Here is a 25,746-nt window from a genome sequence, read left to right as displayed (position 1 = left end):
CCCAGCGGACATCGGTCATGGCCATCGGGCACCACGCCCGACAGCGGCCCGAAAAGCCTTAACGACATGGACTGAATGAGCGAAAGGACCCTCCGCCGAGCGGGCTCATCCGTTTCGCGGAAGGCGGGGACGGAAGCGCTCGGCCTCCGGAGACAGCGCCGCGAGCCGGCGGACCGGGGAACGGTCAGGGCTCCGGTTGCAGGTTCGGGTCCCCATGGGATGCGCGGGCCGGCACCGCAACGTTGGCGGTCAGGCCGGCGGCGGTGACGTGGGCCATGGCGTCGAAGATCGCCTCACTGATGGCGTTCCCGTCGGCGGCCGGGCCGCGATCCGGGCCGCCGACGGGTCGGACGAACAAAGATCAGTCGCGGCCCATGGCCTTGCGGACGGCGTCCCGCGTGCGGTCCATCAGGGCGGCGACGGGACCGAGCGCGACGTTGGCCGCCGCCGACTCCACCCCCGGGTGCGGGCGGGTGGGGGCCATGGCCTCCGCCGCCTTGACACCCTTGGCCAAGGCAGCAAGGGCCGAGGTGTCGGCGCTGCGCCGGATGTGGATGAACTCGTAGCGTTCCTCCGCGCGGGCGTGCTCCTGGACCTCGGTGCGCAGGGCCGGCAGCTGCGGCATGAACTTGGGGTCCGCGGTGTCCATACCGTCCAGGGCGCTCAGCGTCTCCTTCGCCGACCGCTCCTCCCGCAGACGCTCGTCCACGACCGCGTCCCCGCCGGTCACGTTGCGACGGACGAACGGGTGCACGACCTCTTCCTCCGCCGTCTCGTGGACGGCGAGAAGGCGTACCAGCCGGCGGAAGGGCTCCTGCCGTGTGTCCCCGGAGCTTGCCTCGACTCGTCGAAGAGATCGCGGATGTCTCCGTGCTGACGCATGAGGGGGTCACCACGTCGGCATCGGGGGCGGCGTCGTCACCCGCCTGTGGCGTGTGTGTCTCAGCCATGGCAGGTCTCCTCACTTCTCGCGCAGGGCGGGATCGGGGTGCTCACCCTCGGTCTCGATGCGGTACTCACGCCCGAACATCTCGTCGTGCTGCACCACCACCCGCTCGCTGGGCGGCGCTTCGCCGCCGTGGATCTGCTCCCGCAACTTCTCGAACCGCTCGTGCGCGTCCCGTGCGTAGCCGGCGCCCAGCGTGGCCAAGTCGATCTGGGTTTCCACCAGTTCGCGGAGGTAGCCCTTGTTCGGCTCGAAGGTCAGCACGTCGGGCAGCTGCGGCGCCAGGACCGTTTCGGGGTCGCGCCCGTCGTGCCGACGCATCAGGTCACAGGCGACGTGCTACTCGTGGTTGACGAGCTGTGGCCAGCCGCCTCTCATGAGCAGGCGCCTGGCCGGACGGCGGTGGACACACCGCACGGACTGGTCGTTCATCATCACGCAGGAAGCGCAGTCCGGGGCGTTGGGGGACCACCTTGATCACGAGCGCCGTGGATGAGACCAGTGGAATCCGAGGTCGGGTCATCAGCACCGCGCCCTGGCCGCCGTCTGCCTGCGCCGGGTGGCCACCCAGGACCTGCACTCTCGGTACGGCAGGGGCTCCTACCGGGCGGCAGGCGATGCTCGGAGGAGGTCAGCGTGCTGTCCCCTGCCGCCGCTTGCGGTAGTTGGCCACCTTGTGTCGGTTCCCGCACTCGGTCATGCCGCACCAGCGGCGGTTGGCGGACCGCGACAGGTCCACGAACAGCCGGGTGCAGTCCTCGTTGAGGCATTCCCGCACGCGAGTGAAGTCGGTGCCGCCAAGAAGGTCCACTGCGTCCCGTGCCAACGCGCCGAGCACCTCGTCGATGCCCCCGGTACGTGTCAGGCGACCGTCCTCGTCGAGTTGGAGCCTCGGCAGCGGCAGCCGGGCCGTCTCGTTCACCTCGGCGAGGGCTTCCCGCACCTCGCTGTCCGCGGGCGGTGTCAGGGGCCATGCGCCAACCAGCGCGTACACCGCTTCCCTGAGACGGCACATTCTCGACAGGGCGCGTGCGTCCAGAAGGCCGGGCGCGTCGAGCAGTCCGGCCTGGTGGATCCAGCGTCGCAGGTCGTCGGGGGAACGCAGCAGTTCGGTGCGTCGGCTTCGTCGCCAGAGCAGCGTGCCCGCGAGGTCCAGGGAGAGCCGCCCGCTGACGAAGACGAAATCATTCACATGGCCATGGTGCCAGGTGGCGTCCGGCACCGTCGTCACCCCTCCTGCCCGCCCAGTGCGTCGACGACCCGGCCCAGTATCTCGTCGAGCACCTGCTGCGAGGTGGCGAAGTTCAGCCGCACGAACCCCTCGGTGTCCGGACCGAAGGGCGCGCCGCCGTCGAGCAGGACCCGGCCGTCCCTGAGCACCCTCTCCACCGGCGGTTCGTCCAGGCCGAGCGGCCGGGTGTCCAGCCATGCCAGGTACGTGGCCTCGGGCAGGTGGTGGCGGATCAGCGGGAGCCGGTCGCGTACCACGTCGCGGACGCGCCGACGATTGCGGTCCAGCACGGTCAGGAGATCGCGCTGCCAGGCGTCGCCGTTTTCCCACGCGGCCAGGGTGGCGATGACACCGAGGGGTGAGACGGTGCCGTACAGGTCGGGCGGTTGTGCGTCCCGCAACGCGAGGAGGCGGTCTGGGCCGTAGTGCGTGACGGCGCAGCGGATGGCCGCCAGGTTGAACGCCTTGGTCGCGGAGGTCAGGGTCACGGTGCGGCGCGCGGCGTCGTCGGACATGCTCGCGAAGGGGATGTGCCGATGGGCCGTGTAGGTCAGCTCGGCGTGGATCTCGTCGCTGATGACGAGCAGATCGTGTCGTCGCGCGATGGCCGCGAGCTCGCCGAGTTCGTCGGGCGTCAACACCCGGCCGGTGGGGTTGTGGGGGTTGACCAGGACGAGTGTCTTGCAGCCGGACCGCTTCACCGCGGTGTCCAGGGCGGCGAAGTCCATCCGCCAGCCGTCGTCGGTGTCCTTCATCGGGATGGGCACGATCCGCCGGTTCATCGTCCGCAACGTCGACAGGACCGGTGGGTAGTTGGGAATTTGCACCGCCACCGCGTCCCCGTCCGACGTCGCGAGGTGAAGGACGAGTTGCAGACACTGGATGAGGTCGGTCTGCTCGCGCACGCGGTGGGCCGACGCGGCCCATCCGTGGCGCTCGGCCATCCGCTTGGCGAAGGCAGAGCGCAGCGGACTGCCGTCCGGCCAGTCCGGGTAACCGAGATCATGGCGGTCGACGGCTTCGTGTAGCGCGGCCACCACCGGCGGCGGGGTGGGGAAGTCCATGTCGGCCACCCACGCCGGCAGGACGTCTCGCTCCGGACGGTGCCATTTCACGCTGCCGCGAACGCGCAGCCGGTCGAGGTCGAGGTCGTCGAAGCCGGGTATCCCCCGGGCCGGTGCGGGCCTCATGCCGGGACCCCCGTCCGCAGCAGATCGCGGGTGATCTGCACCTGCCCGTGATGCTGGGCCAGTTCCTCCAGTACGTGAAGCCGGACGCCCCGCACGCTCAGGGGACGGTCCGGCCCCTCGAAGTCGGCAGGGGGTGTGTTGCGCGGCGGTTGCGACGGCAGCGCCTCGCAGAGGTCTGCTTGCAGGCGGGCGAAGAGCGCGTCGACCTGCGTCCGCAGACGCCGCACGTCCCCCTTCGCCGTGAACTCGGAGGGACGGTCGCGGTCGACGCGGCGCCCCGCGATCACGTGGCCCAGCCAGTAGTCGGCCACGGCAACGCAGTGGTGCGCGATGGCGTACGGGGAGTTGGCGCCGGGCAGGTGCGGCGCGGTGTTGGCGAGGTCATCACCCAGTTCTTCCAGTGCGCCGAGCATGCCGTCGAAGGCGCGGCGAAGGAAGTACAGGTACTCGTCGTGCTCGTGCATGGTGCCTCCTGTCGGTCAGGAGTACCAGCATTGGTGAAGAGAAGACACCTGTCAAGGTGGTGTCTCATCGACTTGATCAATATGGCTTATGCGTAGCAGATACAAGAAGTCAGAGTGCAGGTCGAGTTCATTAAGCCGCTTGTGTAACCATGTTGAGCAGTGTCTGCGAGTTGCGGTCTCCTCCGTCGGCGGCGACCCCGTTCCCGTCGCGCTGCCCGTGGGTGACACGAACGTGAACAAGCTCTGTGGTCGATGACCATGCTCATGAGCAGACGCCTGGCCGGACGCCGCCCAGGCACCTTCAGCCGGCCGGCGCCGCGAGCGCGGTGGACACCCCGACCGCGCTCCGCGGTTCCGCGACCACGCAAGACGGCTCGGCCAGCGCCTCAGTCACCGTCACACGGGCATCCACCAGCCGCTGAAGCGGATGGCTTCTCAGGCAGGGCGGGCCCTCGGCGTCGGAACCCGCCAAAGCCGCCCTGCCTCCCACTGCCCTGCCCCGCGGCGTTGCGGTACTTCGCACTTCGCGTTCCGCGCCACCCCTTTCGGCCCGGCTCATGGGGCCGGTCGGCCTGCGGCGAGGACCTGCGGTCCCTGCACCGCGCACCACTCACACCGCCACGCTGAAAGCAGTTGCCGCAGTCTCAGCGGCCTGCGCAGTTCAGGAGGCAGAACACCATGATCCGCACCGTAGTCGCAGGCATCGACGGCTCGCCCGAGAGCCGAGCCGCCGCAGAATGGGCGGCCCGCGAGGCGAAGCTGCGGGGTCTGTCGCTGAGGCTCGTCCACGTCTGGGAACCCGCCCCCGATCCGCTGGCCCAGGCGCCGCTGCTCGGCGCCGAGACGCAGGCGCACTGGAGCGAGCGCGTCCCCCGTGAGACCGCCGAGGGCCTTGCCCTGCGCCACCCCGGTGTCGACGTCACCCGGCGGCAGCTGACCGGCCGGCCCGCGGACGCCTTGGTGGACGAGGCACAGGACGCCGACCTCCTGGTCCTCGGCTCCCGCGCGCTGACCGGAATCGGTGGCTTCCTGGTCGGCTCCGTGGGGCAGGCAGTGGTCGCGCGTTCCGAGGTTCCCGTGGTCCTTGTCCGGGCCGGTGAGCAGGCGGCCGACGAGCACGCCATGGACCCGGTCGGCATCCCGTCGGCGGCGACCGGGTTCCGCCCCGTCGTCCTCGGTCTGGACACCGACCGCCCCGACGACACGGTGATCGCGTTCGCCTTCGAGGAGGCCGCACGCCGCAGCGCGGCCCTGCGTGTCGTCCACGGCTGGAACCTGCCGCCGTACTACGTCTACGGCCTCGCCGCCGACCCCGAGTTCAACGGGGAGCTGGACCGGGCCGACGCCGACGCCCTCACCGCCGTGCTGCGGCCGTGGCGCGCGAAGTACCCGGACGTCGAGGTGGCCGAGGTCTCCCACGCGGGCAGCCCGGCCAACCACCTGATCGACGCCTCCCGCGACGCCTCCCTCGTCGTCGTGGGCCGCCGGATCCGGCGCAGCCCGACAGGGGCCCACATCGGCCCCGTCACGCACGCCGTCATGCACCACTCCACCACCCCCGTCGCCGTCGTCCCGCACAGCTGACGCGCTCCGAGACAGAGCCCGGCAGAGGAGAGACGGTCATGAAGGCAGCGGTCGTTCGAGCTTTCGGTGCACCCCTGGTGATCGAAGAACGCCCCGACCCCGAGCCCGGCCCCGGCCAGGTCCGGGTCCGGGCCGAGGCCTCCGGGTTGTGCCACACCGACATCCACGCCGCGCACGGCGACTGGCCGGTCACGCCGAACCCGCCGTTCGTGCCGGGCCCCTCGGGCGTCGGGCTCGTCGGGAAGCTCGGTGACGGTGTCACCCACCTCGCGGTCGGACAGCGCGTCACGGTGCCGTCGCTGGGCAAGGCCTGCGGGCGGTGCGAGCACTGCCTGTCCGGGTGGGAGACGCTGTGCGAGCAGCAGGTCAATAGGGCCGACCTTGTCATCGACGCCCGAAAGGACGACGTCGGTCAGTCGCTCAAGCGCTACGGCGGCGCACCCGCCGCGCTCGCGCCGGCCGTGGACGAGGCCGCGTTCGCCGCGGTCAACTCCGGGTTGCGACGCGGCGGCAGACTCGTCATGGTGGCCATGCCGGCACTCGGCACGATCCGGGTGCCGATCTTCGACACCGTCCTGAACGGCACCTCGGTGATCGGCTCCGTCGTCGGGACCCGGCAGGACCTCGCCGAGGTCTTCCACCTGCATGCCGCCGGACGCACGCGGGTGATTCGGGAGACCCGTCCGCTCGCCTCCGTCAACGAGTCCATCGGCGAGGTGCTGCGCGGCGAGGTCAAGGCCCGGATCGTCTTCGACCTGGACGCGGGAGGATGACGACGATGACGGAGCGACCGCTGGTGGTGGGCGTGGACGGTTCGGAACCGTGCCTGCGAGCCGTGGACTGGGCGGCCGACGAGGCCGCCCTGCGCCGACTGCCGCTGAGGGTGGTCCACGCCTCGCTCTGGGAGCGCTACGAGGGCGCGGTACCCGCCGGCGATCCCGGCAGGCCGTCGGAGCAGATCATGGCCGACGACATCGTCGCGGCCGCCGCCCGGCGGGCCCGCGGCAGGCATCCCGCGCTGACGGTGTCCGCGGACGTGGCCCCGGAGGAGCCGGCGTACACGCTCCAACGGGAGGGGCGGTACGCCACCGCGGTGGTGGTCGGCACCCGAGGCCGCGGCGGCCTGGCCGGTGCGGTGCTGGGTTCCGTCAGTCTGACGGTGGCCACGCACGCCCACTGCCCCGTGATCGTGGTCCGCGGCGACCACGACGACCAGGCCGGGCCTGCGTACCACGGCCGCGTGGTCGTGGGGGTCGGAGAGGAGGGCAAGGCCTCCGAGGCCATCCGCTTCGCCTGCGAGGAGGCACGGTTGCGCGGGGTGCCGTTGGAGGCCGTACGGGCCTGGCGGTGGCCCGCGCGCGAAAGCACCGACCACCCTTTGCTCGCGGGACAGCCCGCACGGCTGCACGAGGAGCGGGCGGCCGAAGCGCTTCAGACGGCGCTGCTGGACGCCCCGCACGACGTGGACCTGCGTCGCCGCACCGCCGAGGGCCACCCCTGGAAGGTACTGGTGGACGCCTCGCGGCACGCCGATCTCCTGGTCGTGGGCTCCCGACGCCGCCATGGACACCTCGGCCGCGTCGCCCACGCCGCACTGCACCACTCCGCCTGCCCCGTCGCCGTCGTACCGCAGCGGGCGTGAGTCACAGGCCGGCCGCGTGGTCGGGGACGTAGGTCTGCAGATCGCGCGGCGGTCGCTGGTACCCGGTCGACGGCGGACGCTCCGGGAGCTCCAGCACCGGGGGCGGCACCTCGCGGTACGGCAGGGACCCGAGGAGGTGGGCGATCATGTTCAGGCGGGCGCGCCGCTTGTCGTCGCTCTCGACGACATACCAGGGTGCCTGAGAGATGTCGGTGTGCACCAGCATCTCGTCCTTGGCCCGGGAGTAGGCCTCCCAGCGGGTGAGCGACTCCAGGTCCATGGGTGAGAGCTTCCAGCGCCGCAGGGGGTCCTGCATGCGGCGTCGGAAGCGCTCCTGCTGCTCCGTGTCGCTCACCGAGAACCAGTACTTGCGCAGCAGGATCCCGTCCTCCACCAGCATCCGCTCGAAGATCGGGCACTGCCGGAGGAAGAGCTGGTACTCCTCCTTGGAGCAGAAGCCCATGACGTGTTCGACGCCGGCCCGGTTGTACCAGGACCGGTCGAACAGCACGATCTCCCCGGCGGCCGGCAGGTGTTCGACGTAGCGCTGGAAGTACCACTGGGTGCGCTGTCGTTCGGTCGGCTTGGGCAGCGCGGCGATGCGCGCGACGCGCGGGTTGAGGTGCTCCGCGACCCGTTTGATGGTGCCGCCCTTGCCCGCCGCGTCCCGTCCCTCGAAGACGACCACCAGGCGGGCGCCCTCCGCGCGTACCCACTCCTGCAGTTTCACCAGCTCCGTCTGCAGGCGTAGCAACTCCTTCTCGTAGACCTTGCGAGGCAGGGTCGCAGCCTTCTTGTCGCCGGCCATGCCGCCTCCCACTGCACTGTGTTGTGGGTCGTCCAGCCAGCACCGTACGCGCGGGCCGGGGCGGGCGCACCGTGGATCGGTGCGAAGCATGCGAGATATCGAATATTACGAATTGCCAAATTTCGCAAGTCGATACATGCTGTGGAGGTCGCACGCCGATGGGGCGGGCATCCGAAAGGCGGGTCGAGGAGTGCTGTGTCCGTGACGCACCGGCTGAGGGTGCTGCTGCCCGACCGCTCCGATCTCGCGGACGTGTGCCGCAGCCCGCGAAGGGACCTCCTCGCCGGACTGACCGTCGCGATCGTCGCGTTGCCGCTGGCCCTGGGCTTCGGCGTCTCCTCAGGGCTGGGAGCGGCGGCGGGGCTGGCGACGGCGGTGGTGGCCGGGGCGCTCGCGGCGGTGTTCGGCGGATCCAACCTCCAGGTGTCCGGCCCGACCGGTGCGATGACGGTCGTACTGGTACCGATCGTCGCCGAGCACGGAGCCGGCGGCGTGCTGACCGTCGGGCTGATGGCCGGCGTGATGCTGGTCGCGCTGGCGGTCATGGGGGCCGGCCGCTACATGCGCTACGTCCCCGCGCCGGTCGTGGAGGGCTTCACGCTCGGGATCGCCTGCGTGATCGGCCTCCAGCAGATCCCGAACGCCCTGGGCGTGAGAGGGGTCGAGGGGGATCGGGTGCTGGTGGTCGCCTGGCGGGCTTCGGTGGAGTTCGCGCGGGAGCCGAACTGGACCGCGATCGGGCTCGCGGGCGCGGTGGCCGCCGCCATGCTGCTGGGGGGCCGGTGGCGGCCCACCGTGCCCTTCTCCCTCCTGGCGGTGGCCGCGGCCACGGTCGTGGTGCAGGTGGCGGGCCTGCGCGACGCCCGGCCGATCGGCGAGTTGCCGGCTGGACTGCCCGCGCCATCACTGGCCTTCCTCGACCCGGGACGGTTCGGGACTCTGCTGGCCCCCGCGGTCGCCGTGGCGGCCCTGGCCGCGCTGGAGTCTCTGCTGTCCGCCTCGGTCGCCGACGGTATGACCGTGGGCCAGCGGCACGACCCGGACCGGGAACTGTTCGGCCAGGGCCTGGCCAACATCGCGGCACCGCTGTTCGGCGGCGTCCCCGCCACCGGCGCGATCGCCCGGACCGCGGTCAATGTCCGCACCGGAGCCACCTCCCGGCTGGCCGCACTCACCCACGCCGCGATCCTCGCGGCCGTCGTCTTCGCGGCCGCTCCGCTGGTGGCGAAGGTCCCGCTCGCCGCGTTGGCGGGCGTCCTGCTGGCCACCGCCATCCGCATGATCGAGGTCGGCTCGCTGCTCGCCCTGGCCCGCGCCACCCGCTCGGACGCGCTGACCCTGGTCCTCACGGCCGCCGCCACCCTCGCTCTCGACCTGGTGTACGCCGTGATCATCGGGCTCCTCGTGGCGGGCGCACTGGCACTGCGCGCGGTCGCCCAGCAGGCCCGGCTCGACGAGGTGCCGCTCGACCCGGGCGACCACACCGAGGAGGAGCACGCGCTGCTCGCCGAGCACATCGTGGCCTACCGCCTCGACGGCCCGCTGTTCTTCGCCGCCGCCCACCGCTTCCTGCTGGAGCTCAGCGAGGTCGCCGACGTCCGCGTCGTCATCCTGCGCATGTCCCGGGTGACCACCGTCGACGCCACCGGTGCCCTGGTCCTCAAGGACGCCGTCGCCAAGCTCCACCGGCGGGGCATCGTCGTCATGGCCTCCGGCATACGACCCGCCCAGCTCCCGGCTCTCGACGCCGTGGGCGCCTTGGGGCTGCTCCGCGCCGAGGGCCGGGAGTACGCCGATACACCCGAGGCGATCCGGGCGGCCCGGGGCCACCTGGAGACGGTCGGGCTGATACCGGCACCGACCGCCGGGACGCGGGGCACGGCCGGCCGAGGAGCCGACTCGTGAACGCTGTGATCAGAGCCCATACGGAGCCGCGAGGGAGGTACGGGGTCAGGCCGCGGCACGGTGCGCCCGGGCTCGGCCGGTACGGCAGCCGTGTCTGCGGGCCGCGGATCCCGTCCCGGGGCCGGCAGGCGAAGATGGTCGGCATGCGGGTGACGAGAGGCCGGACGCGACGCGCCGGGGACCGAAGGGGGAGAACGCGATGAGTACGCCGCTCTACCAGCTCAAGGCCGAGTTCTTCAAAACGCTCGGTCACCCGGCGCGCATCCGCGTCCTGGAACTGCTCAGTGAGCGGGAGCACGCGGTCGCGGAGATGCTGCCCGAGGTGGGCATCGAGCCCGCGCACCTGTCCCAGCAACTGGCCGTGCTGCGCCGCGCCAACCTGGTCGTCTCCCGTAAGGAAGGCTCGGCCGTGTACTACTCGCTGACCAGTCCGCACGTGGCCGAACTGCTCAAAGTGGCCCGGACGATCCTCTCCGGGGTCCTGGCAGGCCAGGCCGAACTCCTCGCCGACCTGCGCTCCGGCCGGGGGACGTCCCGTCCGTCGGCCTAGGCGGTGGCGGTGGCGGTGGTGGTGTGCCGGCCGTCCGGGATCACTGTCGCGCGACGTCGAACCGGACGTCGACCACGCCCTCGACCGCGCGGACGGCCCGCGCCAGTACCGGGACCAGCGCTCTGTCGCTCAGGGCTCCGCCGAGGGTGGCGACGCCGCCCTCCACGGTGAGGGTGACATCCGACGCGGCCGCCACGTGGCTGAGGACGGTGTGCCGGATCTCGTCGGCGAGATCCTCGTCGGGGCGCAGGAAAACCTTGAGCAGGTCGCTGCGGCTGACCACGCCCTGGAGCATGCCCACCGCGTCGACGACCGGGAGCCGCTTGACGCGGCGGCGCGCCATGATGCGGGCTGCCTCGGCGAGGAGCGCGTCTGCGTGCACGGTGACGGCCGGAGTGCTCATCAGCTCGCCCGCGGTCACCGCCCCGGCCTTGGCGAGGTCGGCGAGCTCACTCATCCGGCCGTCGTGGTCGCGGAACTCCTCTTTGGCCAGCAGATCGGCCTCCGAGACCACACCGACGACCCGGCCCTCGCCCTCCAGCACCGGCAGGGCACTCACCCTCCACCGGTCCATCAACTCCACGATCTCCTTGAAGGGGGCGTCCCGGCCGACGGCGACGACAGCGTGGGTCATCACGTCGCTCACGGTGCGCGGCGAGCGCGGGGTGTCGGACGACATCGTGCCTCCTTGGACACGGGCGGCTGACGGGCCGCCAACGGGTGGGGGGTCGACCGGTTCACAGCGTGGTGCCGCTGCCGTAGGGGGCGTACAGGTCGAGCAGGCGGATGCGGGTCGCGTGCAGACGGTGCGCCAGCACCCGGCCGGCCCAGTGCTCCACGGCCCGCCCGAAGTCCGGGTCGTCGGCGACCAGCAGACGTACGGCGACGGCGTCGAACTCGTGGGCGCGAACCGGTGTCACGGCCTGGGCGCCCAGCTGCCAGACGTACGGCTCGAACAGCCAGGACCAGCCGACGAGATCCCCGGAACCCAGCGTCTCGATGACCGGTGAGCGGCGTCCGGGCACATGCATGTCGAGGGTCACTTTGCCGCTGCGGATGATCCAGAAACGGTCTGCTCGCCGCCCCTCCTCGAACAGGCGGCCGCCCTACGGGATGTCGACCTCGCGGGCGAGGCACATCAACCGGTTCCGGTGCTCGGTCGGCAGCCCTCGCAGCAGGCTCGGAGTGACGGAAACGTTCATGGCTGCCTCCACGGATAGGTGGTCCGCTTCCACCGTCGGCCCCGTGCACCGGCCCGCACCATGGGCCACTCGGCCCTGGGCCCGGGGCCGCCCGGCACCCCATGTGAGTGGGCCGGTGCCCTGTGCGCGCTCAGGGACTTCCGTGCCACGGGTGTCGTCGCCGTCCGAACCAGAGCCTCGCTCTGGACCAGGGCCCCGGTCAGGCGGGGACAGCGCGGGCGAACCCGAGGCGGCCGTGTCGTACCGCAGTGCGGTCGCGCGCCCTGTTCAGCAGGCCCGAGCCAGGTTCATCGCGCCGGGCAGCTCGACGACGGTCGTGCCGTCGACGCTGCGCATCGCGTGGCGGAACGCGGGCCTGGCGAGTGTTGCGGACATGCAGCGAGAAGGGACGGGAGGCGGGAAGGGCCGTTCGGCCCCCCGGCGGGCGGGCCGGCCGGACCCTTTGTTTCGGCCGCGGCTCGGGTGTGCCCACAGGGTCCGTCCGGTCGGCGAGGAGGGCCGAACGGCCCAAGCGGGGCCGGCGGGCCGGGGGAGAGGCTGGAGACGGGGGATCCCCGGAACCGCTCCGGACCCGGTGCCACACGGGCCCGGAGCGGTGGAACCGTTCGAGAAGGCGGCGATGGTCATGAGCGCTCACGTGGTTCGCGGTCCTGGGCAGCCCGCCCGGAAGGACGTGCCGGATCCCGGAATCGAGGAGGAGAGGGGCGACGGAGCGCCTCGCGGTGACCTCGGGCGTCGCATCGCCCGACGGCGTGCCGAGCTGGGACTCACCCGGCGGGAGACGGCGCTGCGGGCGGAGATGGCGCCGAGTTACCTCCGGTACTTGGAGGAGCGCCCTGCCGCCTCGCCGGACCGGGGCGCCCTGCTGAGGCTGGCCGGTGTCCTCGGCACCACCGCCTCCGAGCTCGCCGGCGGCAGTGCCGACCTGCCTCCCGGCCACGGGCGGGCCGCCCGCAGCGTCGAGTTCACCGAGCTGACCGAGCGCGAGTGCCGGGATCTGCTCAGCACGCACGGGGTGGGCAGGCTGGCGATGACCACGCCCGCCGGTCCGCTCGTCGTGCCGGTCAACTACGGCGTCGTCGACGGGGCAATCGTCTTCCGTACGGCCGCCGGCACCGCACCGGCCCAGGCGTCCGGCCACCGGGTCGCCTTCGAGGCCGACAGCGTCGACGACACCCTGAGCCGGGGCTGGAGCGTGCTGGTGCGCGGACAGGCACACGCCGTGACCGAACCCGACGAGGCACACCGACTCACGGAACGGGTCTACAGCGCGCCCTGGGCCGGAGGGCAACGGGACCTGTGGATCCGTATCGAACCCGATGCCGTCACCGGGCGCCGGATCACGGTGTGACGGGGCCTGTCCCGAAAAGCGCGCGGCCCGTCCAGGACAACGCACGGCCCGTCCAGGACAACGCACGGCCGGTCTCGAGGACCGTACGGACGTTCTCGGGTATCGCGCGGCCCTTCTCCGGGACCGCGCCGGCCGCCCCCCGGACCCGCCGGGCGGGACCGGTCTCCGGCCGAGGAGGGACCGACGGGCCCTCACCCCCGTCCCCCGCCCGCCGGAGGATGGACCGACACCACACCCCGCGACATCGGGCGAAAGACGGACTGGTCATGTACAGCAACGACGGTTTCCGTGAACTCGGACGGCAGGAGTGCCTGCGTCTGCTGGCCAAGGTGCCGGTCGGCCGGATCGTGCACACGCGCCAGGCGTTGCCGGCCGTCCTGCCGGTCACCTTCTGTCTGGACCGCGACGACGCGGTGGTGCTGTGCGCTTCCGCCACCTCGGAACTGGTCCGTGCCGTCGACAGCACGGTGGTCGCCTTCGAGGTGGATGAGATCGACGCGGCCGCCCACTCGGGCTGGAGCGTCGTCGTCACCGGCCCGGCCACGGTCGTGACCGACCCCGTCGAACACGAACGGCTGGCACGCGGCGGCCCGCGCTCCTGGGTGCCCTCGCCCCGGCAGGTCTTCGTCCGCATCGGGCCCGAACTGGTCACCGGGCGGGAACTCGCCGGCGTGCGCACGCTCTACGGGGTGGATCTCACGCCCTGACGATCCGAGAGGCCCCACCGCAGTGGTCCGGTCGGCCCTGTCGGGTACCCGTCGAGCCACCGATGGTGGAAGGCATGGACGGCCTGTACGTCCGCCAGGCACGCGCACAGCACCCGATCGACACCCGATCGGCACCCGATCCGGAAGGGATCCCCCATGTCCGTCGACACGCAGCAGGCGTCGGCCCGGCTCACCGAGGAGGAGCTCAGCGCCCTGGACGCCCACTGGCGCGCCGCGAACTATCTGGCCGTGGGCCAGATCTACCTCATGGCCAACCCCTTGCTGACCGAGCCCCTGCGCCCGGAGCACGTCAAGCCGCGGCTGCTGGGTCACTGGGGCACATCACCGGGACTCAACCTGGTGCACACCCACTTCAACCGGGTGATCAAGGCCCGCGACCTGGACGCCCTGTGCGTGTGGGGCCCCGGCCACGGCGGCCCGGCCGTCCTCGCCAACGCGTGGCTGGAGGGGTCGTACACGGAAACCTATCCGGACATCACCCGGGACGCGCCCGGTATGGGCCGCCTCTTCAAGCAGTTCTCGTTCCCCGGCGGGGTGCCCAGTCATGTCGCGCCGGAGACCCCCGGCTCCATCCACGAGGGCGGTGAGCTGGGTTACTCCCTCTCGCACGCCTACGGAGCCGCCCTCGACAACCCGGACCTGGTGGTCGCCTGCGTCATCGGCGACGGCGAGGCGGAGACGGGGCCGCTGGCCGCCTCCTGGCACTCCAACAAGTTCCTCGACCCCGTCCACGACGGCGCGGTCCTGCCGATCCTGCACCTCAACGGCTACAAGATCGCCAACCCGACGGTGCTGGCGCGGCTGCCCGAGAGCGAACTCGACGAGCTGCTGCGCGGCTACGGCCACGACCCGATCCACGTCACCGGCGACGACCCGATGGCCGTGCACCGCGCCATGGCGGAGGCCATGGACACCGCGCTCGACCGGATCTCCGCCTTCCAGCGCGCCGCGCGCGAGAACGGCGCCACCGACCGCCCCCGCTGGCCGGTGATCGTGCTGCGCACCCCGAAGGGCTGGACCGGGCCCGCCGAGGTCGACGGGCTGCCGGTGGAGGGCACCTGGCGCTCCCACCAGGTCCCGCTGGCCGCCGTCCGCGACAACCCGGACCACCTGCGCCAACTCGAGAACTGGATGCGTTCGTACCGTCCCGAGGAGCTCTTCGACCAGGACGGCCGCCCCCGCGAGCAGGTGCTGGCCTGCGTCCCCGAGGGCACCCGGCGACTGGGCGCCACCCCGCACGCCAACGGTGGCCTGCTGCTGCGGGAGCTGCCCATGCCGCCGCTGGAGAAGTACGCGGTCGACGTCGACAAGCCCGGCGCCACCCTGCACGAACCCACCCGAGTCCTCGGCGACCTGCTCCAGGACGTGATGAGGGGCACCGCCGACCGGCGCGACTTCCGGCTCGTCGGCCCGGACGAGACCGCGTCCAACCGGCTGCAGGCCGTCTACAAGGCCAGCGGCAAGGCGTGGCAGGCCCAGACGCTCCAGGTCGACGAGGACCTCGACCGCCACGGCCGCGTGATGGAGATCCTCTCCGAGCACACCTGCCAGGGCTGGCTGGAGGGCTATCTCCTCACCGGCCGGCACGGACTGTTCTCCTGCTACGAGGCCTTCGTGCACATCGTCGACTCGATGGTCAACCAGCACATCAAATGGCTGCGCACCACCCGGCGCCTGCCCTGGCGGGCCCCGATCGCCTCCCTGAACTACCTGCTGACCTCACACGTGTGGCGGCAGGACCACAACGGCTTCTCCCACCAGGACCCCGGCTTCGTCGACCACATCCTGAACAAGAGCCCCGAGGCGGTGCGGGTCTACCTGCCGCCGGACGCCAACACCCTGCTCTCCGTGGCCGACCACGTGCTGCGCAGCCGCGACTACGTCAACGTCGTCGTCGCCGGCAAGCAGCCCTGCTACGACTGGCTGTCCATGGACCAGGCCACGGTGCACTGCGCCCGCGGCGCCGGGGTCTGGGACTGGGCCGGCACCGAGGACGGCACCCGGGAGCCGGACGTGGTGCTCGCCTGCGCGGGCGACGTCCCCACCCAGGAGGTCCTGTCCGCCGCCCAGTTGCTGCGCCGCGACCTGCCGGAGCTGGCTGTTCGGGTCGTCAACGTCGTCGACCTGGCCCGGCTGCTGCCCGCCGAGGAGCACCCGCACGGCATGCCCGACGCGCAGTACGACGCCCTGTTCACCACCGACAAACCGGTGATCTTCGCGTACCACGGCTACCCGTGGCTGATCCACAGGCTGGCCTACCGCCGGGCCGGCCACGCCCACCTGCACGTGCGCGGCTACAAGGAGATCGGCACAACCACCACGCCGTTCGACATGGTCGTCCGCAACGACCTCGACCGGTACCGGCTGGTCATGGACGTCATCGACCGCGTCCCCGGCCTCGCGGTGCGCGCCGCTGCCGTACGGCAGCGGATGGAGGACACCCGGCTGCGCCACCACGGCTGGATCCGCGAGTACGGCACCGATCTGCCGGAGGTCGCCGACTGGACCTGGGACGGCTGAGCGGCCCGCCCGGCCCCGGGCACCGCCCTGCGAGAGCGGCGGTGCCCGGACCTTTTCACGTCGCTGCCACAGCCGCCACCCCAGGGCGATCAGCCCGCGGACCTGAGCAGTTGCTCCGACCGACCGGTGTGCGACCCGTGCGCCCCTCCGGAAGAAGGCGGGGGGTGATCCGCGGACGAAACAGGGCCGACCGGCCCTGGCCGTCCGGCCCGGAAACGAGAAGGATCTCCCGCAGGAGCCGCGGCCCGGTCCGGAGCGCGGCCCACGGCACACGACGCACTCCCGACAAGGAGCATCCGATGGCGGACAGCGAGCGGCCCGGTACGCCCGGTACCGGCGGACCGATCCGGGTCTTCCTGCTGGACGATCACGAGGTGGTACGCCGAGGCGTCCACGACCTTCTGAACGACGAGCCGGACATCACCGTGGTCGGCGAGGCCGGCACGGTGGAGCAGGCACTCGTACGGGTCCCCGCCCTGCGCCCCCAGGTGGCCGTGCTCGACGTCCGGCTGCCCGACGGCGACGGGGTGAGTGTGTGCCGGGAGCTGCGATCGCGCATGCCGGAGCTGGCCTGTCTGATGCTGACGTCCTTCGACGACGAGGAGGCCCTGCTGGACTCGATCATGGCCGGGGCGTCCGGGTACGTACTGAAGCAGATCAAGGGCTCCGACCTGGTCTCGGCGGTCCGTACGGTGGCCGCGGGCCAGTCCCTGCTCGACCCGAGCGCCACCGCGAAGGTGATGGCCCGGCTGCGCGGCGAGCAGACCAGGGAACCGGAGCCGGACGCGCTGCCGGGCCTGACCGGGCGCGAGCGGGAGATCCTCGCTCTCATCGGCGAGGGCCTGACGAACCGCCAGATCGGCCAGCGGCTCTACCTCGCCGAGAAGACCGTCAAGAACCACATCTCCCGACTGCTCGCCAAGCTCGGGGTGGAGCGCCGCATCCAGGCCGCGGTGATCGCCACCCAGGCAGAGGACCGGCTGAGGCACGAAGGCCACTGAGGCGCGAGCTCCGAGGGCCGGACCGCACCACCGCGGGCTCGACGGAGCCCGTCCTTCCCAGCCCGTCCTTCTGCGGGATGACCAGGACCGATTCCTCACCGTCCGGCTCCTCGGACCGTTACCGTGGCAGATGACCGCAACGGTCGCCTGTCAGCCGCCGAGGGGACGTGAGAAGCACCGGTGGGAAGCCCTGAGGAGGCTCGCGTACGGCTGCCGCAGCTCAAGCTGGACGAGCTGCTGGAGGAGCTGCAGGCCCGCATCGACGCGGCCCGCGGCACCCGCGACCGGGTGCACAGCCTCCTGGAGGCCGTGCTCTCGGTGGGCCGGGAACTCGACCTCGAACAGGCGTTGAACAGCATCGTCGAGGCAGCGGCCGTACTGGTCGACGCCCAGTACGCGGCCCTCGGCGTGATCGGACCGGACGGAAAGCGGCTGTCCGCCTTCCACACGGTCGGGGTGAGTGACGAGGAGATCGCCCGGATCGGTCCCTTCCCGGAAGGCCACGGCATCCTCGGCGAGCTGATCCGCCACCCCGAGCCCCTGCGGCTCACGAAGCTCTCCGACCACCCTTCCTCCTACGGCTTTCCGCCCCACCACCCCCCGATGAACACCTTCGTCGGCGTCCCCATCCAGGTCCGGGACCAGATCTTCGGCAATCTCTACCTGACCGAGAAACAGGGCGGGGCGGAGTTCGACGAGGAGGACGAGTCGGTTCTGTCGACCCTGGCGGTCGCGGCGGGCGTCGCCATCGACAACGCCCGCCTCTACGAGGAGTCCCGGCTGCGCGAGCGGTGGCTGCGGGCGAACGCCGAGATCACCCACAGTCTGATGTCAGGGAGCGATCGCGCCGACGCGCTGGGACTGATCGCGCAACGGGCGAGGGAGATCACCGCGTCCGCGCTGGCGGTGGTGGCGATGCCGGTGGAGGACGCCGACTCGCTGGTGGTGGAACTGGCCATCGGTCAGGGTGCTGAGGACCACCATGGGCTCGTGCTGCCGGTGGAGGGCAGCCTGATGGGCCGCGCCTTCTGCACCGGCGCTCCCCTCGACACCCCGGACGTGACGCGCGACGAGCGGGTGGCGGTGGCCTCGCCGCGCTTCACCGGCCTCGGGCCTGCTGTGGCGGTGCCGGTCGGGGCGGGGGACAGCGTGCGGGGTGTCGTCCTGCTGGTGCGGGAGGCGGGCCGGCCGGTGTTCACGCACAAGGAGACCGAACCGCTGCAGGCCTTCGCCGCGCAGGCGGCGATCGCGATGGAGCTCGCCGAACGCCGGCGGGACAGCGAGCACATCGCCATGCTCCAGGACCGTGACCGGATCGCCCGGGACCTGCACGACCTGGCGATCCAGCGGCTGTTCGCGACCGGGATGACCTTGCAGAGCGCCGGCCGTTTCATCGAGCATCCGCAGGCCGCCGACCGCGTGTCCAGGGCGGTCGACGACCTCGACGAGACCATCAAGATCATCAGGTCGACCATCTTCGGGCTGCGGTCGCGTGAGGGGACCGCCGGATCCGGTCTGCGGGCCCGCGTGGTGCGGGTGGCCGGTGAGGCCGCCGCGGTGCTCGGCTTTGCTCCCGGTGTGCGGATGGAAGGACTGGTGGACACCGAGATCCCCGGCCGGATCGCGGACCAGGTGGTGGCGGTGCTGTCCGAGGCGCTGACCAATGTTGCCCGGCACGCCCGTGCCGACCGTGCCGACGTGGTCCTGGAGACCGACGGTCGCGAGGTGCGGCTGACGGTCGCCGACAACGGCGTCGGAATCCCGCCCGAGGGCCGCCGCAGCGGTCTGCGCAACCTGGCCGAACGGGCCCAGCAGCTGGGCGGGGGCCTGGAGTTGGGCAGCCCGGCCGGTGGCGGGACCGTGCTGGTGTGGCGGGTGCCGGTGACGGACGAGCCCTCTGGACGGTGATCGCGATGTTCACGCGGCAGGCACGCCAGGGAGGGCGATGCCGTGGTGCATCGCCCTCAAGGCCTCCCGATCACTGGAAGCAGCAGTCGGGGTGTTCACTGATGCCGTGCCATGATGCTTGGGGTCGGTCCGAACTGCCCTGCTCTCTCCCGAAGTTACGGCCTGGTCAGCCCGCGATGGAGTCCAGTTGTTCGGCTGCCGGGCGAAGAGCCCACAGATCGCCGCCGGGTGGTGCCTCCAGTGACCGAACGGCTCGTTGTGCGCGCGGGTCTCCGGCATCGGCAGCCGCGTGCACGACGTCCGTTGCCGCGTACCGGTGGAACTCGAGTTCCGGATGCGGCCAGGCGGCGGCTGCCGTCGCGGCGGGCAGCAGGTAGTCCACCGCCTTGAACAGGCTCTGCCCGTCGGGACCCTGATAGGCCCACAGATTCACGCCGACGTGCCGGCCGATGGCCGCGAGCCGGCTGTAGGCGACCAGGGTGAAGGTCGAGTAGTGCCAACTCCGGGTCCGGGCCAGCTCCTGGGGCTGGCTGCCGTCGGCCTGGATCTGCGGCACGATGCGCTTGCTCCGGGCGTCCAGGACGGCGCGGCGGGCCAGTTCCCGGTCGCCGGTCGCGTAGGCGAGACCGGCGAGCTGCATGTCGTAGAAGGTGCCGTGGTTGTTGGTGGCGGCGGCTTCCTGACTGCCGAAGTCGCTGGTCGTGAGCCAGTTGAGGAAGTCGGTGTTCCACTTCTTCATGCCGCCGCGGTCCGTCCCGGTCCAGCCCGGGGCGCCGCTGTCCAGGATGGCGATCGCGTCGAGAACGCTGGTGTACGACTGCGAGAAGTCGATGATGCCGATGGCGCGGCCGTCGTACTTGCAGGGGATGAACTGGGCGTGGTTCAGGTTCGGGTTCATCCGGGTGGCCGGGTTCAGGAACCAGGTGCGCAGGATCTGCCCGGCCTTCTCGGCGTACCGCTTGTCGCCGGTGTAGTACCAGGCGAGGGACAGGTCGTAGGAAGAGTCGAAGGTCTTTTCGACGTCCTGCCGGTCGGTGCCCGAGTCGACCTCGGGGTTGCGCTCGCCGTCGCGTTGCACGTACGGGCAGCCCCAGGGGTTGTCGGAGGTCGGGGGCTGGGAGGGCCACCAGTACGGGGCCTGGCTGAGGTAGTCGTGGACGTCGCCGCCGGGAGCGGGCCTGGGTTTGTCGACCACCGTCCAGGGCCCCTGGTCCAGCCACCTGTCGGCTCGGCTCTTCAACGCCCGGACGGCTCCCCGCAGTTGTGGATCACCACGGTCCACGCGGATCTTCGTCTGCTGCAGACGGGCACCGTCCAGGACGGCGGTGTGCGGGGCCTTGGGCGCGGGGTGTGCCGTCACCGCCGCCGAGGCGGTGGGGGCGGCCGCGGCGGTGAACGCGGCCAGGGCCGCCAGGAGGGTGCCCAGGCGTCGTCTTGCGCTCATCAGTCAGTCCACTCCGTTCAAGTAGGTGAACCCCCGGTTGGGTGATCCGTGTTCAGGGCCGCGGGCGCCGAGAGCCCCGGTGTGGTCCCGGAGATGTCCTGGGTGTCAGGCCCTGGGTGCGGGGGCCGCGTGCCCGAGTTCGCGCTGGGCCTGGTGGAGGTTGTGCGGCCGTACCGGATGCGGGCTGGCGTACAGCTCCAGGCGGGTGTGCAGATCGCCCGTGAAATCGGGCACGTCGATCTGGTCGAACTCGCGGACCTCGTTGATGCCGACGGTGGCGGAGTACGGTGCCAGGCCGTCGATCTTCATCAGGCCCGCCCGGTCGTTGGTGACCCGGATGTTCCAGTGGGTGAAGCGGGCGCCGAACAGGGGCCCGGCGCTGGCGTCACCGCCGTGGCGGCCGTTGTTGACGACGGTGATGTCGGTGCGGACGTTGGCGAAGGGCAGGCCGCGGTGGCTGTCGAAGGTGCCCATCCGCATGTCGCCGCGCGACCAGACGTTGTACGAGGAGAGACCCTCGACATTGATGCCGTGCAACTGGGTGTTCGACGGCGCGGGGCTGGTGCGCTCCTCGATCGCGAAGTCCTCGATGAGGTTGTCGTGCGACCCTTCACGGCAGAAGTAGGGGTGGTGGGACCCGCGGCCCGTGACGCGCGTACGGCGCAGGGTGCAGGCGGAGGCGGCCACCAGGCCGAAGCCGTTGTCGACGTGGCGGACCGTCACGTCGTCCACCCAGCAGTCGTAGGCGCACTGCAGGACGACGCCGTTGTAGCCCTTGTCCAGCAGGTGCTGCTGTTGCGGGGTCTCCACCGCTTCCAGAGTCAGGCCCTCGACCCCCGATCCGGACAACTCCTGGACGTGGGTGGTCAGTTGGGGATTCCACTCCGGACGTACGTCGAGCGGGAGGGGGCGTTCCAGGGTGACCTTCCGGCCGCGGACGCCGGCGATGCGGACGGGCCATTCGTAGGGGACGTACGACGTCAGTTTCGTCTTGTCGTCCCAGACATAGGCCTCCGGACCCGGGCCGCCGCCCGACATGTGCTCGAGGAGGGTGTGGTCCGCGTCGTCGGCGAGCCGGAGGAGGACCAGGGCGCCGGGCCGCAGCGACGAGGGGTCCGCGACCGTGACCGTCCAGGAGCCCTGCCGCGCCGGTTCGACGGTGGTGAGCGTGCGCCACTCGTCGCGCCGGTTGCCCGTCCAGCCCTCGAAGGGCCATGCCTTGGCTCGGATCGCGGCGACGAGGGAGGCCCAGCGGGCTTCGGGGGCCAGCCAGATCAGGCCGCCCGCCCACGACCAGGACGACTTGTCGCCGCCGTAGCGGGAGCCGTACACGCCGATCAGCTCGGTGAGGTTCTTTGTCGCGAACAGCGTGGTACGGCCGCTGCCGGCGCCCTTGAGGACCACGTTCGAGCGGTTGACGCGGATGACGTCGTCGATGCGGAACACGCCGGGCGGGATGGTGACCGTGCCACCGCCGGCCCTGCCGGCGGCGGCGATGGCACGGTTGATGGCGGGGGCGGAGTCGGTAGTGCCGTCCGCCACGGCACCGAAGTGGCGTACGTCGACGACGACGGGTCGGCGGGCGAAGCGCACCGCTCCGCCGCGGTAACCGGCCCGGCCGATGTACGGGATCTGCGGGTGGGTGAAGGGTGTGTGGCTGAACTCCCGCCACAGGGCGGGGACGACCGGTGCGGCACCTGAACCGGTCGAAGCCGCGCTACCCGAGCCGGCAGCTGCCGCGGTACCTGAGCCGACTGCCGCAGCGGTGCCGGCGCCGGCCACCACGGCGATGGCACTTCCGAGCAAGGACCTCCTAGTCATGCCCATGACATTGCGGGTGCCCATGGCACCGGTGTGCACGTCTCTCATGCCCGCTCGCTCCTCCCATGATTTTTCATGGATATGAACGACGTTCAGATCTGCGTCGGCGGAGAGCATGCCACGACGTTCGTGAGCGCGAAAGGGGTCGTGCAGCGTTTAGTGGGCTGGACCATTGCCCAGCAACTTGAGTGTCTGGCGGTGCCAGACCAGCGGACTGCGGTCGTCGTCGGTCATCATGGCGAGCACCCGCAGCACGATGATGTCGTGATCGCCGGCCGGATAACGGTGCTCGACGGCGCACTCCAGCCAGACCGGCGCGCCCTGGAGGAAGATCGCGCCGGATGCCGCTTCGACCGTGCCGAGGCCGGCGAACCGGCCTTCCTTGCTGCGGGAGGCGAGTTGCCGGGCCTTGTCGCTGTGGCCCTCGCCCAGGACGGATACGCCGATCGCCTTGGCGCCGGACAGCACCGGCCAGGTCGTCGAGGTGTGCTGGGCGGCGAAGGAGACCATGGGCGGGTTGTAGGACACGCCGACGGCGAACGACGAGACGATCATGACGGCCGGTTCGCCGTGGACGCGGGCCGAGAGCGCCGCGACTCCCGACGGGAACGCGGAGAACGCCCTCTTCATCTCGCCGGGATCCGAGGTGAAGCTTTCCTGCGACGTCATCGTGCGGCCCTCGTCTTCGCGGCGTCGAGCTGGTGGTGACCTTGCGTGGGGCAGGCCCCGGGATGGTCCACTCGGTCCCCTTTGTCGACGTGGTCGACGTGGTCGACTTGGTCGACTTCGAGGACCGCGGACAGGAGCAGACAGAGCAGTCCGACGGCGGCGAGTCCGCCGAGGGTTGCCGCGTACCCGAAGCCGGCCAGCAGCACGGCACAGACGGCGCTGCCGAGCACCGCACCGAGTTGCTTCATGGCGTTGAAGGCTCCCGACGCCGCCCCGACCTTGTGCGGAGCGACCGCGCTCACCGCCGCGATGGACAGGGGTGACCAGAGGAACGAGTTGGCCACCCCGTACACCGCGAAGGCGGCGGTCAGAGCGGGGATCGGCGCGTCGGTCGCGACGAGCACCGCCGACGCGCCGATGGACAGGACGAGCGCGAGGGAGCCGACGACGGCGACCGCACGGGGTCCGATGCCGTTGTTGAGCCGGGCCGAGACCGGCGCGCCGAGCAGGCACAGCACACCCATCGGGACGAGCGTGAGGGCAGCCGTTCCGATGTCGAGCCCGCGCTCCCGCTGGAGGTAGAGCATCAGGGGGATCATGGCCGAGCCGGAGCAGAAGGCCGCCGCGGCGGCACCCCAGGCCGCGGTGCGGAACCCGCGGCTGCGCAGCAACACGATCGGCACCAACGCCCGCTGCCCGTCGTGGCGTTGCAGCCACACGACGGCCGTGACGACCAGCGCGCCGACGGTGGCGAGCAGCCACCGGGGTACGTCCAGGACGTCGGCGCTCGCGGCGTCCGTGCCCTGCACGCCGAGCACGAGTGCGCCGACGCCCGTCGCGTTCGCGCAGATCGCCCACACCGGGATACCCACCTTCTGGCGGGGGAGGGCCGGCACGAACGCGGCCACGGCGGCCATCGCGGCGACGCCGAGCGGGACGTTGACCCAGAACACCGCGGGCCAGCCGCCGACGGCGACGAGCCCGCCGCCCACCAGGGGGCCGGCGGCCACCGCGGCTCCGCCGACCGCGCCCCAGGTGCCGAGCGCGACAGCGAGGCGCGGCGGCTGGAACAGTGCCTTGATGATGGTCAGGCATTGCGGAGTCATCAACGCGGCACCGACGCCCTGGGCCACCCGCCACCCGATCAGTGCCGTGATGGTGTCAGCCAGCGCGCACAGCAGTGACCCGAGGGTGAACGCCGCGAGCCCGACCAGGTGGACACGCCGGTGGCCGTAGCGGTCGCCCAACCGTCCCGCGATGATCAGGGGCACGGCGTAGGCGATGAGATAGCCGCTGTTGACCCAGATCGCGAGGGTCTCGGTGGTGTGCAGGCCGGTGATCAGCGCGGGCAGCGCGACCGAGGTGATGGTGCTGTCCAGCAGAAGCATGAAGAACCCGGCGCACAGGCTGCCCAGAGCCAGCCAGTGGCGTCGCTCGCTCGCCGCACCCATCTCACACCGCCAGGTTCTCGCGCAGCGTCGCGCCGGGGTAGGCCGGCGCGAGCGCGCCGCGACGGCGCAGCTCCGGCAGCAGCAGCTCGCTGATGTCGGCGAAGCCCGAGGGCATGGCCAGCGGGCAGGAGAGCATGTAGCCGCCGCGTGACCCGGTCGCGGCGAAGTTCTCCTCCAGTGCGTCGGCGACGGTGGCGCTGTCGCCGACGATGCTGTGGTCGAGCCCCGTCGCCCGCCCGCGGCCGTGTGCGAAGAACTCGCTCCGGCTCATCGTGTGGTCCTCGCCGAACTCGGCGATGAGCGAGCCGACGAGGCCCGCGGGGCTCGCGTGGGCGGCGACGATCGCGTCGCGCAACTCGGCCAGGCGGAACGACCGCGGAAGCGTCGAGAGGTCGTAACCGGCGTTGTGCGACAGGTAGGTGGCGACGGCCTCCTCGTTCCAGAACTCCTGCGCCGCGTCGCGGCGCGCCTGTGCCTCGGCCGTCGTACGTCCGACGATGACCTGCGTGGCCCACAGGATGCCCACCTCGGCCGGGTCGCGTCCCTCGGCCAGGAGCGCCTCGTCGAGCAGTTCGCGGTGACGCTGCTGAGCCATGAGGTTGCCGCCGAAGCCGAAGATCAGATCGGCGAACCGGGCCGACGCGGCGATACCGCGGGGCGAGTTGCCCGCCTGGACGACAACCGGGTGGTGCTGCGGGCTGGGTACCGACGCGAGCGGGCCCTTGACGGTGAAGAAGCGCCCTCGGTGATCGATCGGGTGCACCTTCGCGGGGTCGGCGAACCGGCCCGTGTCCCGGTCGCGGACGATGGCGTCGGGTGCCACCGAGTCCCACAACGCGCGGCAGACCGCGACGAACTCCTCCATCCGCTCGTAGCGCAGGTCGTGGTCCATCAACTCGGCGAACCCGTAGTTCGCCGCGTCCGCGCCGCGCGTCGAGGCGACCACGTTGAAGGCGATACGCCCGCCCGTCACATGGTCGAGCGAGTTGAGCAGCCGGGCGACGTAGAACGGATGCATGAACGTCGACGAGTACGTCAGGCCGAAGCCGATCTTCTCGGTCACGGTGGACAGGGCCGCGATGACCGGCGACATGTCGTGCCGTGGCCACTGGATGCCCCACTCCACGGCCGGTTCGATGCTCCCGCGCCAGGTGCTGGGTATGCCGCTTCCGTCGCCGAAGAACAACATGCCGACACCGGCCCGCTCAGCCGTCCGCGCCAGTTCCATGTACATGCGTACGTCCGGGAAGTCCTGTCCGACCCAGGAGCCCTGCCGGGCCCACGCGCCCTCGGTGTGGGTGAAGGAGAGGTCGAAGGCGATGTGCATGCCG

20 protein-coding genes and 3 pseudogenes are annotated in these 25,746 nt (G+C 71.4%); 10 read left to right on the top strand and 13 right to left on the bottom strand.

Going from position 1 to position 25,746, the window contains the following annotated elements:
• Positions 1-361: 361 nt before the first annotated feature.
• The 5 genes and pseudogenes from ACIBK3_RS16460 to ACIBK3_RS16440 all read right to left on the bottom strand — a co-directional run bounded on the left by ACIBK3_RS16460 (position 362) and on the right by ACIBK3_RS16440 (position 3,831).
• Positions 362-950 (bottom strand): annotated as a pseudogene (locus tag ACIBK3_RS16460) (hemerythrin domain-containing protein).
• An 11-nt stretch (positions 951-961) separates the two neighbouring features.
• Positions 962-1,285, bottom strand: a pseudogene (locus ACIBK3_RS16455) (hypothetical protein); the annotation flags it as partial.
• A gap of 292 nt (positions 1,286-1,577) precedes the next feature.
• Positions 1,578-2,138 (bottom strand): CGNR zinc finger domain-containing protein, encoded by a 561-nt coding sequence (locus ACIBK3_RS16450; RefSeq protein WP_399366096.1) that lies wholly within the window; start codon positions 2,136-2,138, stop codon positions 1,578-1,580.
• Positions 2,139-2,173: 35 nt separating this feature from the next.
• The gene (locus ACIBK3_RS16445; RefSeq protein ID WP_399366094.1) at positions 2,174-3,367 is read right to left on the bottom strand and encodes a MalY/PatB family protein; all 1,194 of its coding nucleotides are present in this window, start codon (positions 3,365-3,367) and stop codon (positions 2,174-2,176) included.
• Positions 3,364-3,831, bottom strand: a complete 468-nt coding sequence (locus ACIBK3_RS16440) for a DUF664 domain-containing protein (RefSeq protein WP_399366092.1) — start codon at positions 3,829-3,831, stop codon at positions 3,364-3,366. Before ACIBK3_RS16440 ends, ACIBK3_RS16445 begins: the two co-directional genes overlap by 4 nt.
• Positions 3,832-4,509: 678 nt before the next feature.
• Here ACIBK3_RS16440 and ACIBK3_RS16435 point away from each other — a divergent pair.
• The 3 genes from ACIBK3_RS16435 to ACIBK3_RS16425 are packed head-to-tail and all read left to right on the top strand — an operon-like array spanning position 4,510 to position 7,057.
• Positions 4,510-5,415 (top strand): universal stress protein, encoded by a 906-nt coding sequence (locus ACIBK3_RS16435; RefSeq protein ID WP_399366090.1) that lies wholly within the window; start codon positions 4,510-4,512, stop codon positions 5,413-5,415.
• A gap of 38 nt (positions 5,416-5,453) precedes the next feature.
• Positions 5,454-6,188: an alcohol dehydrogenase catalytic domain-containing protein gene (locus ACIBK3_RS16430; protein WP_399366088.1), complete on the top strand. Its 735-nt coding sequence runs from the start codon at positions 5,454-5,456 to the stop codon at positions 6,186-6,188.
• The gene (locus ACIBK3_RS16425) at positions 6,185-7,057 is read left to right on the top strand and encodes a universal stress protein (protein WP_399366086.1); all 873 of its coding nucleotides are present in this window, start codon (positions 6,185-6,187) and stop codon (positions 7,055-7,057) included. Before ACIBK3_RS16430 ends, ACIBK3_RS16425 begins: the two co-directional genes overlap by 4 nt.
• 1 nt (position 7,058) lies before the next feature.
• On the opposite strand, the gene ppk2 is transcribed toward ACIBK3_RS16425, so the two are convergent.
• The gene (gene ppk2, locus ACIBK3_RS16420) at positions 7,059-7,865 is read right to left on the bottom strand and encodes a polyphosphate kinase 2 (protein WP_399366085.1); all 807 of its coding nucleotides are present in this window, start codon (positions 7,863-7,865) and stop codon (positions 7,059-7,061) included.
• A gap of 195 nt (positions 7,866-8,060) precedes the next feature.
• On the opposite strand from ppk2, the gene ACIBK3_RS16415 reads away from it, so the two are divergent.
• The gene (locus ACIBK3_RS16415; RefSeq protein ID WP_399366083.1) at positions 8,061-9,770 is read left to right on the top strand and encodes a SulP family inorganic anion transporter; all 1,710 of its coding nucleotides are present in this window, start codon (positions 8,061-8,063) and stop codon (positions 9,768-9,770) included.
• Between the two features lie 199 nt (positions 9,771-9,969).
• On the top strand, positions 9,970-10,320 hold the full coding sequence (locus tag ACIBK3_RS16410; RefSeq protein ID WP_399366081.1) for an ArsR/SmtB family transcription factor: 351 nt from the start codon (positions 9,970-9,972) through the stop codon (positions 10,318-10,320).
• 40 nt (positions 10,321-10,360) lie between these two features.
• Here the strand turns inward: ACIBK3_RS16410 and ACIBK3_RS16405 are convergent, their stop codons facing one another.
• Both ACIBK3_RS16405 and ACIBK3_RS16400 read right to left on the bottom strand, forming a co-directional pair.
• Positions 10,361-10,999: a CBS domain-containing protein gene (locus tag ACIBK3_RS16405; protein WP_399366079.1), complete on the bottom strand. Its 639-nt coding sequence runs from the start codon at positions 10,997-10,999 to the stop codon at positions 10,361-10,363.
• Positions 11,000-11,057: 58 nt separating this feature from the next.
• Positions 11,058-11,522: pseudogene (locus ACIBK3_RS16400) on the bottom strand (Crp/Fnr family transcriptional regulator).
• Positions 11,523-12,147: 625 nt separating this feature from the next.
• Between ACIBK3_RS16400 and ACIBK3_RS16395 the strand changes: the two are divergent.
• From ACIBK3_RS16395 to ACIBK3_RS16375, 5 genes are all read left to right on the top strand, one after another.
• Complete coding sequence (locus ACIBK3_RS16395) at positions 12,148-12,873, top strand: helix-turn-helix domain-containing protein (RefSeq protein ID WP_399366077.1); 726 nt, start codon at positions 12,148-12,150, stop codon at positions 12,871-12,873.
• A gap of 266 nt (positions 12,874-13,139) precedes the next feature.
• A complete protein-coding gene (locus ACIBK3_RS16390; protein ID WP_399366075.1) occupies positions 13,140-13,580 on the top strand; it encodes a pyridoxamine 5'-phosphate oxidase family protein in 441 nt (146 codons plus the stop codon).
• Positions 13,581-13,736: 156 nt separating this feature from the next.
• Positions 13,737-16,121, top strand: coding sequence for a phosphoketolase (locus ACIBK3_RS16385; protein ID WP_399366073.1), 2,385 nt, complete (start codon positions 13,737-13,739; stop codon positions 16,119-16,121).
• Positions 16,122-16,420: 299 nt separating this feature from the next.
• Positions 16,421-17,122, top strand: coding sequence for a response regulator (locus ACIBK3_RS16380; protein ID WP_399366071.1), 702 nt, complete (start codon positions 16,421-16,423; stop codon positions 17,120-17,122).
• Positions 17,123-17,302: 180 nt separating this feature from the next.
• Positions 17,303-19,030 (top strand): GAF domain-containing protein, encoded by a 1,728-nt coding sequence (locus ACIBK3_RS16375; protein ID WP_399366069.1) that lies wholly within the window; start codon positions 17,303-17,305, stop codon positions 19,028-19,030.
• 166 nt (positions 19,031-19,196) lie between these two features.
• On the opposite strand, the gene ACIBK3_RS16370 is transcribed toward ACIBK3_RS16375, so the two are convergent.
• The 5 genes from ACIBK3_RS16370 to ACIBK3_RS16350 form a co-directional block, all read right to left on the bottom strand.
• Positions 19,197-20,474 carry an alginate lyase family protein gene (locus tag ACIBK3_RS16370; protein ID WP_399366067.1) on the bottom strand — a complete coding sequence of 426 codons (1,278 nt, stop codon included), beginning with the start codon at positions 20,472-20,474 and terminating at the stop codon, positions 19,197-19,199.
• 105 nt (positions 20,475-20,579) lie between these two features.
• Positions 20,580-22,343, bottom strand: a complete 1,764-nt coding sequence (locus ACIBK3_RS16365; RefSeq protein WP_399366065.1) for a glycosyl hydrolase family 28-related protein — start codon at positions 22,341-22,343, stop codon at positions 20,580-20,582.
• 108 nt (positions 22,344-22,451) lie between these two features.
• Positions 22,452-22,964 (bottom strand): flavin reductase family protein, encoded by a 513-nt coding sequence (locus ACIBK3_RS16360; RefSeq protein WP_399366063.1) that lies wholly within the window; start codon positions 22,962-22,964, stop codon positions 22,452-22,454.
• A complete protein-coding gene (locus ACIBK3_RS16355; protein WP_399366061.1) occupies positions 22,961-24,415 on the bottom strand; it encodes an MFS transporter in 1,455 nt (484 codons plus the stop codon). The genes ACIBK3_RS16360 and ACIBK3_RS16355 overlap by 4 nt, the downstream gene beginning before the upstream one ends.
• A gap of 1 nt (position 24,416) precedes the next feature.
• Entirely contained in the window at positions 24,417-25,742 is a 1,326-nt protein-coding gene (locus tag ACIBK3_RS16350; RefSeq protein ID WP_399366826.1) for an NtaA/DmoA family FMN-dependent monooxygenase, read from the bottom strand.
• Positions 25,743-25,746: the final 4 nt, after the last annotated feature.

The sequence above is a fragment of the Streptomyces sp. NPDC050287 genome (genome assembly GCF_044459385.1).
GTDB lineage: Bacteria > Actinomycetota > Actinomycetes > Streptomycetales > Streptomycetaceae > Streptomyces.
Note: the sequence above shows the minus strand (reverse complement) of the source record. Positions and strands in the feature narration are given on the sequence as shown.

Coding starts and splice junctions, on each gene's coding strand:
- ACIBK3_RS16445 (WP_399366094.1), bottom strand. CDS start 3,367: ATGAGGCCCGCACCGGCCCGGGGGATACCCGGCTTCGACGACCTCGAC.
- ACIBK3_RS16440 (WP_399366092.1), bottom strand. CDS start 3,831: ATGCACGAGCACGACGAGTACCTGTACTTCCTTCGCCGCGCCTTCGAC.
- ACIBK3_RS16435 (WP_399366090.1), top strand. CDS start 4,510: ATGATCCGCACCGTAGTCGCAGGCATCGACGGCTCGCCCGAGAGCCGA.
- ACIBK3_RS16430 (WP_399366088.1), top strand. CDS start 5,454: ATGAAGGCAGCGGTCGTTCGAGCTTTCGGTGCACCCCTGGTGATCGAA.
- ACIBK3_RS16425 (WP_399366086.1), top strand. CDS start 6,185: ATGACGACGATGACGGAGCGACCGCTGGTGGTGGGCGTGGACGGTTCG.
- ppk2 (WP_399366085.1), bottom strand. CDS start 7,865: ATGGCCGGCGACAAGAAGGCTGCGACCCTGCCTCGCAAGGTCTACGAG.
- ACIBK3_RS16410 (WP_399366081.1), top strand. CDS start 9,970: ATGAGTACGCCGCTCTACCAGCTCAAGGCCGAGTTCTTCAAAACGCTC.
- ACIBK3_RS16405 (WP_399366079.1), bottom strand. CDS start 10,999: ATGTCGTCCGACACCCCGCGCTCGCCGCGCACCGTGAGCGACGTGATG.
- ACIBK3_RS16395 (WP_399366077.1), top strand. CDS start 12,148: ATGAGCGCTCACGTGGTTCGCGGTCCTGGGCAGCCCGCCCGGAAGGAC.
- ACIBK3_RS16390 (WP_399366075.1), top strand. CDS start 13,140: ATGTACAGCAACGACGGTTTCCGTGAACTCGGACGGCAGGAGTGCCTG.
- ACIBK3_RS16385 (WP_399366073.1), top strand. CDS start 13,737: ATGTCCGTCGACACGCAGCAGGCGTCGGCCCGGCTCACCGAGGAGGAG.
- ACIBK3_RS16380 (WP_399366071.1), top strand. CDS start 16,421: ATGGCGGACAGCGAGCGGCCCGGTACGCCCGGTACCGGCGGACCGATC.
- ACIBK3_RS16370 (WP_399366067.1), bottom strand. CDS start 20,474: ATGAGCGCAAGACGACGCCTGGGCACCCTCCTGGCGGCCCTGGCCGCG.
- ACIBK3_RS16365 (WP_399366065.1), bottom strand. CDS start 22,343: ATGAGAGACGTGCACACCGGTGCCATGGGCACCCGCAATGTCATGGGC.
- ACIBK3_RS16360 (WP_399366063.1), bottom strand. CDS start 22,964: ATGACGTCGCAGGAAAGCTTCACCTCGGATCCCGGCGAGATGAAGAGG.
- ACIBK3_RS16355 (WP_399366061.1), bottom strand. CDS start 24,415: ATGGGTGCGGCGAGCGAGCGACGCCACTGGCTGGCTCTGGGCAGCCTG.
- ACIBK3_RS16350 (WP_399366826.1), bottom strand. CDS start 25,742: ATGCACATCGCCTTCGACCTCTCCTTCACCCACACCGAGGGCGCGTGG.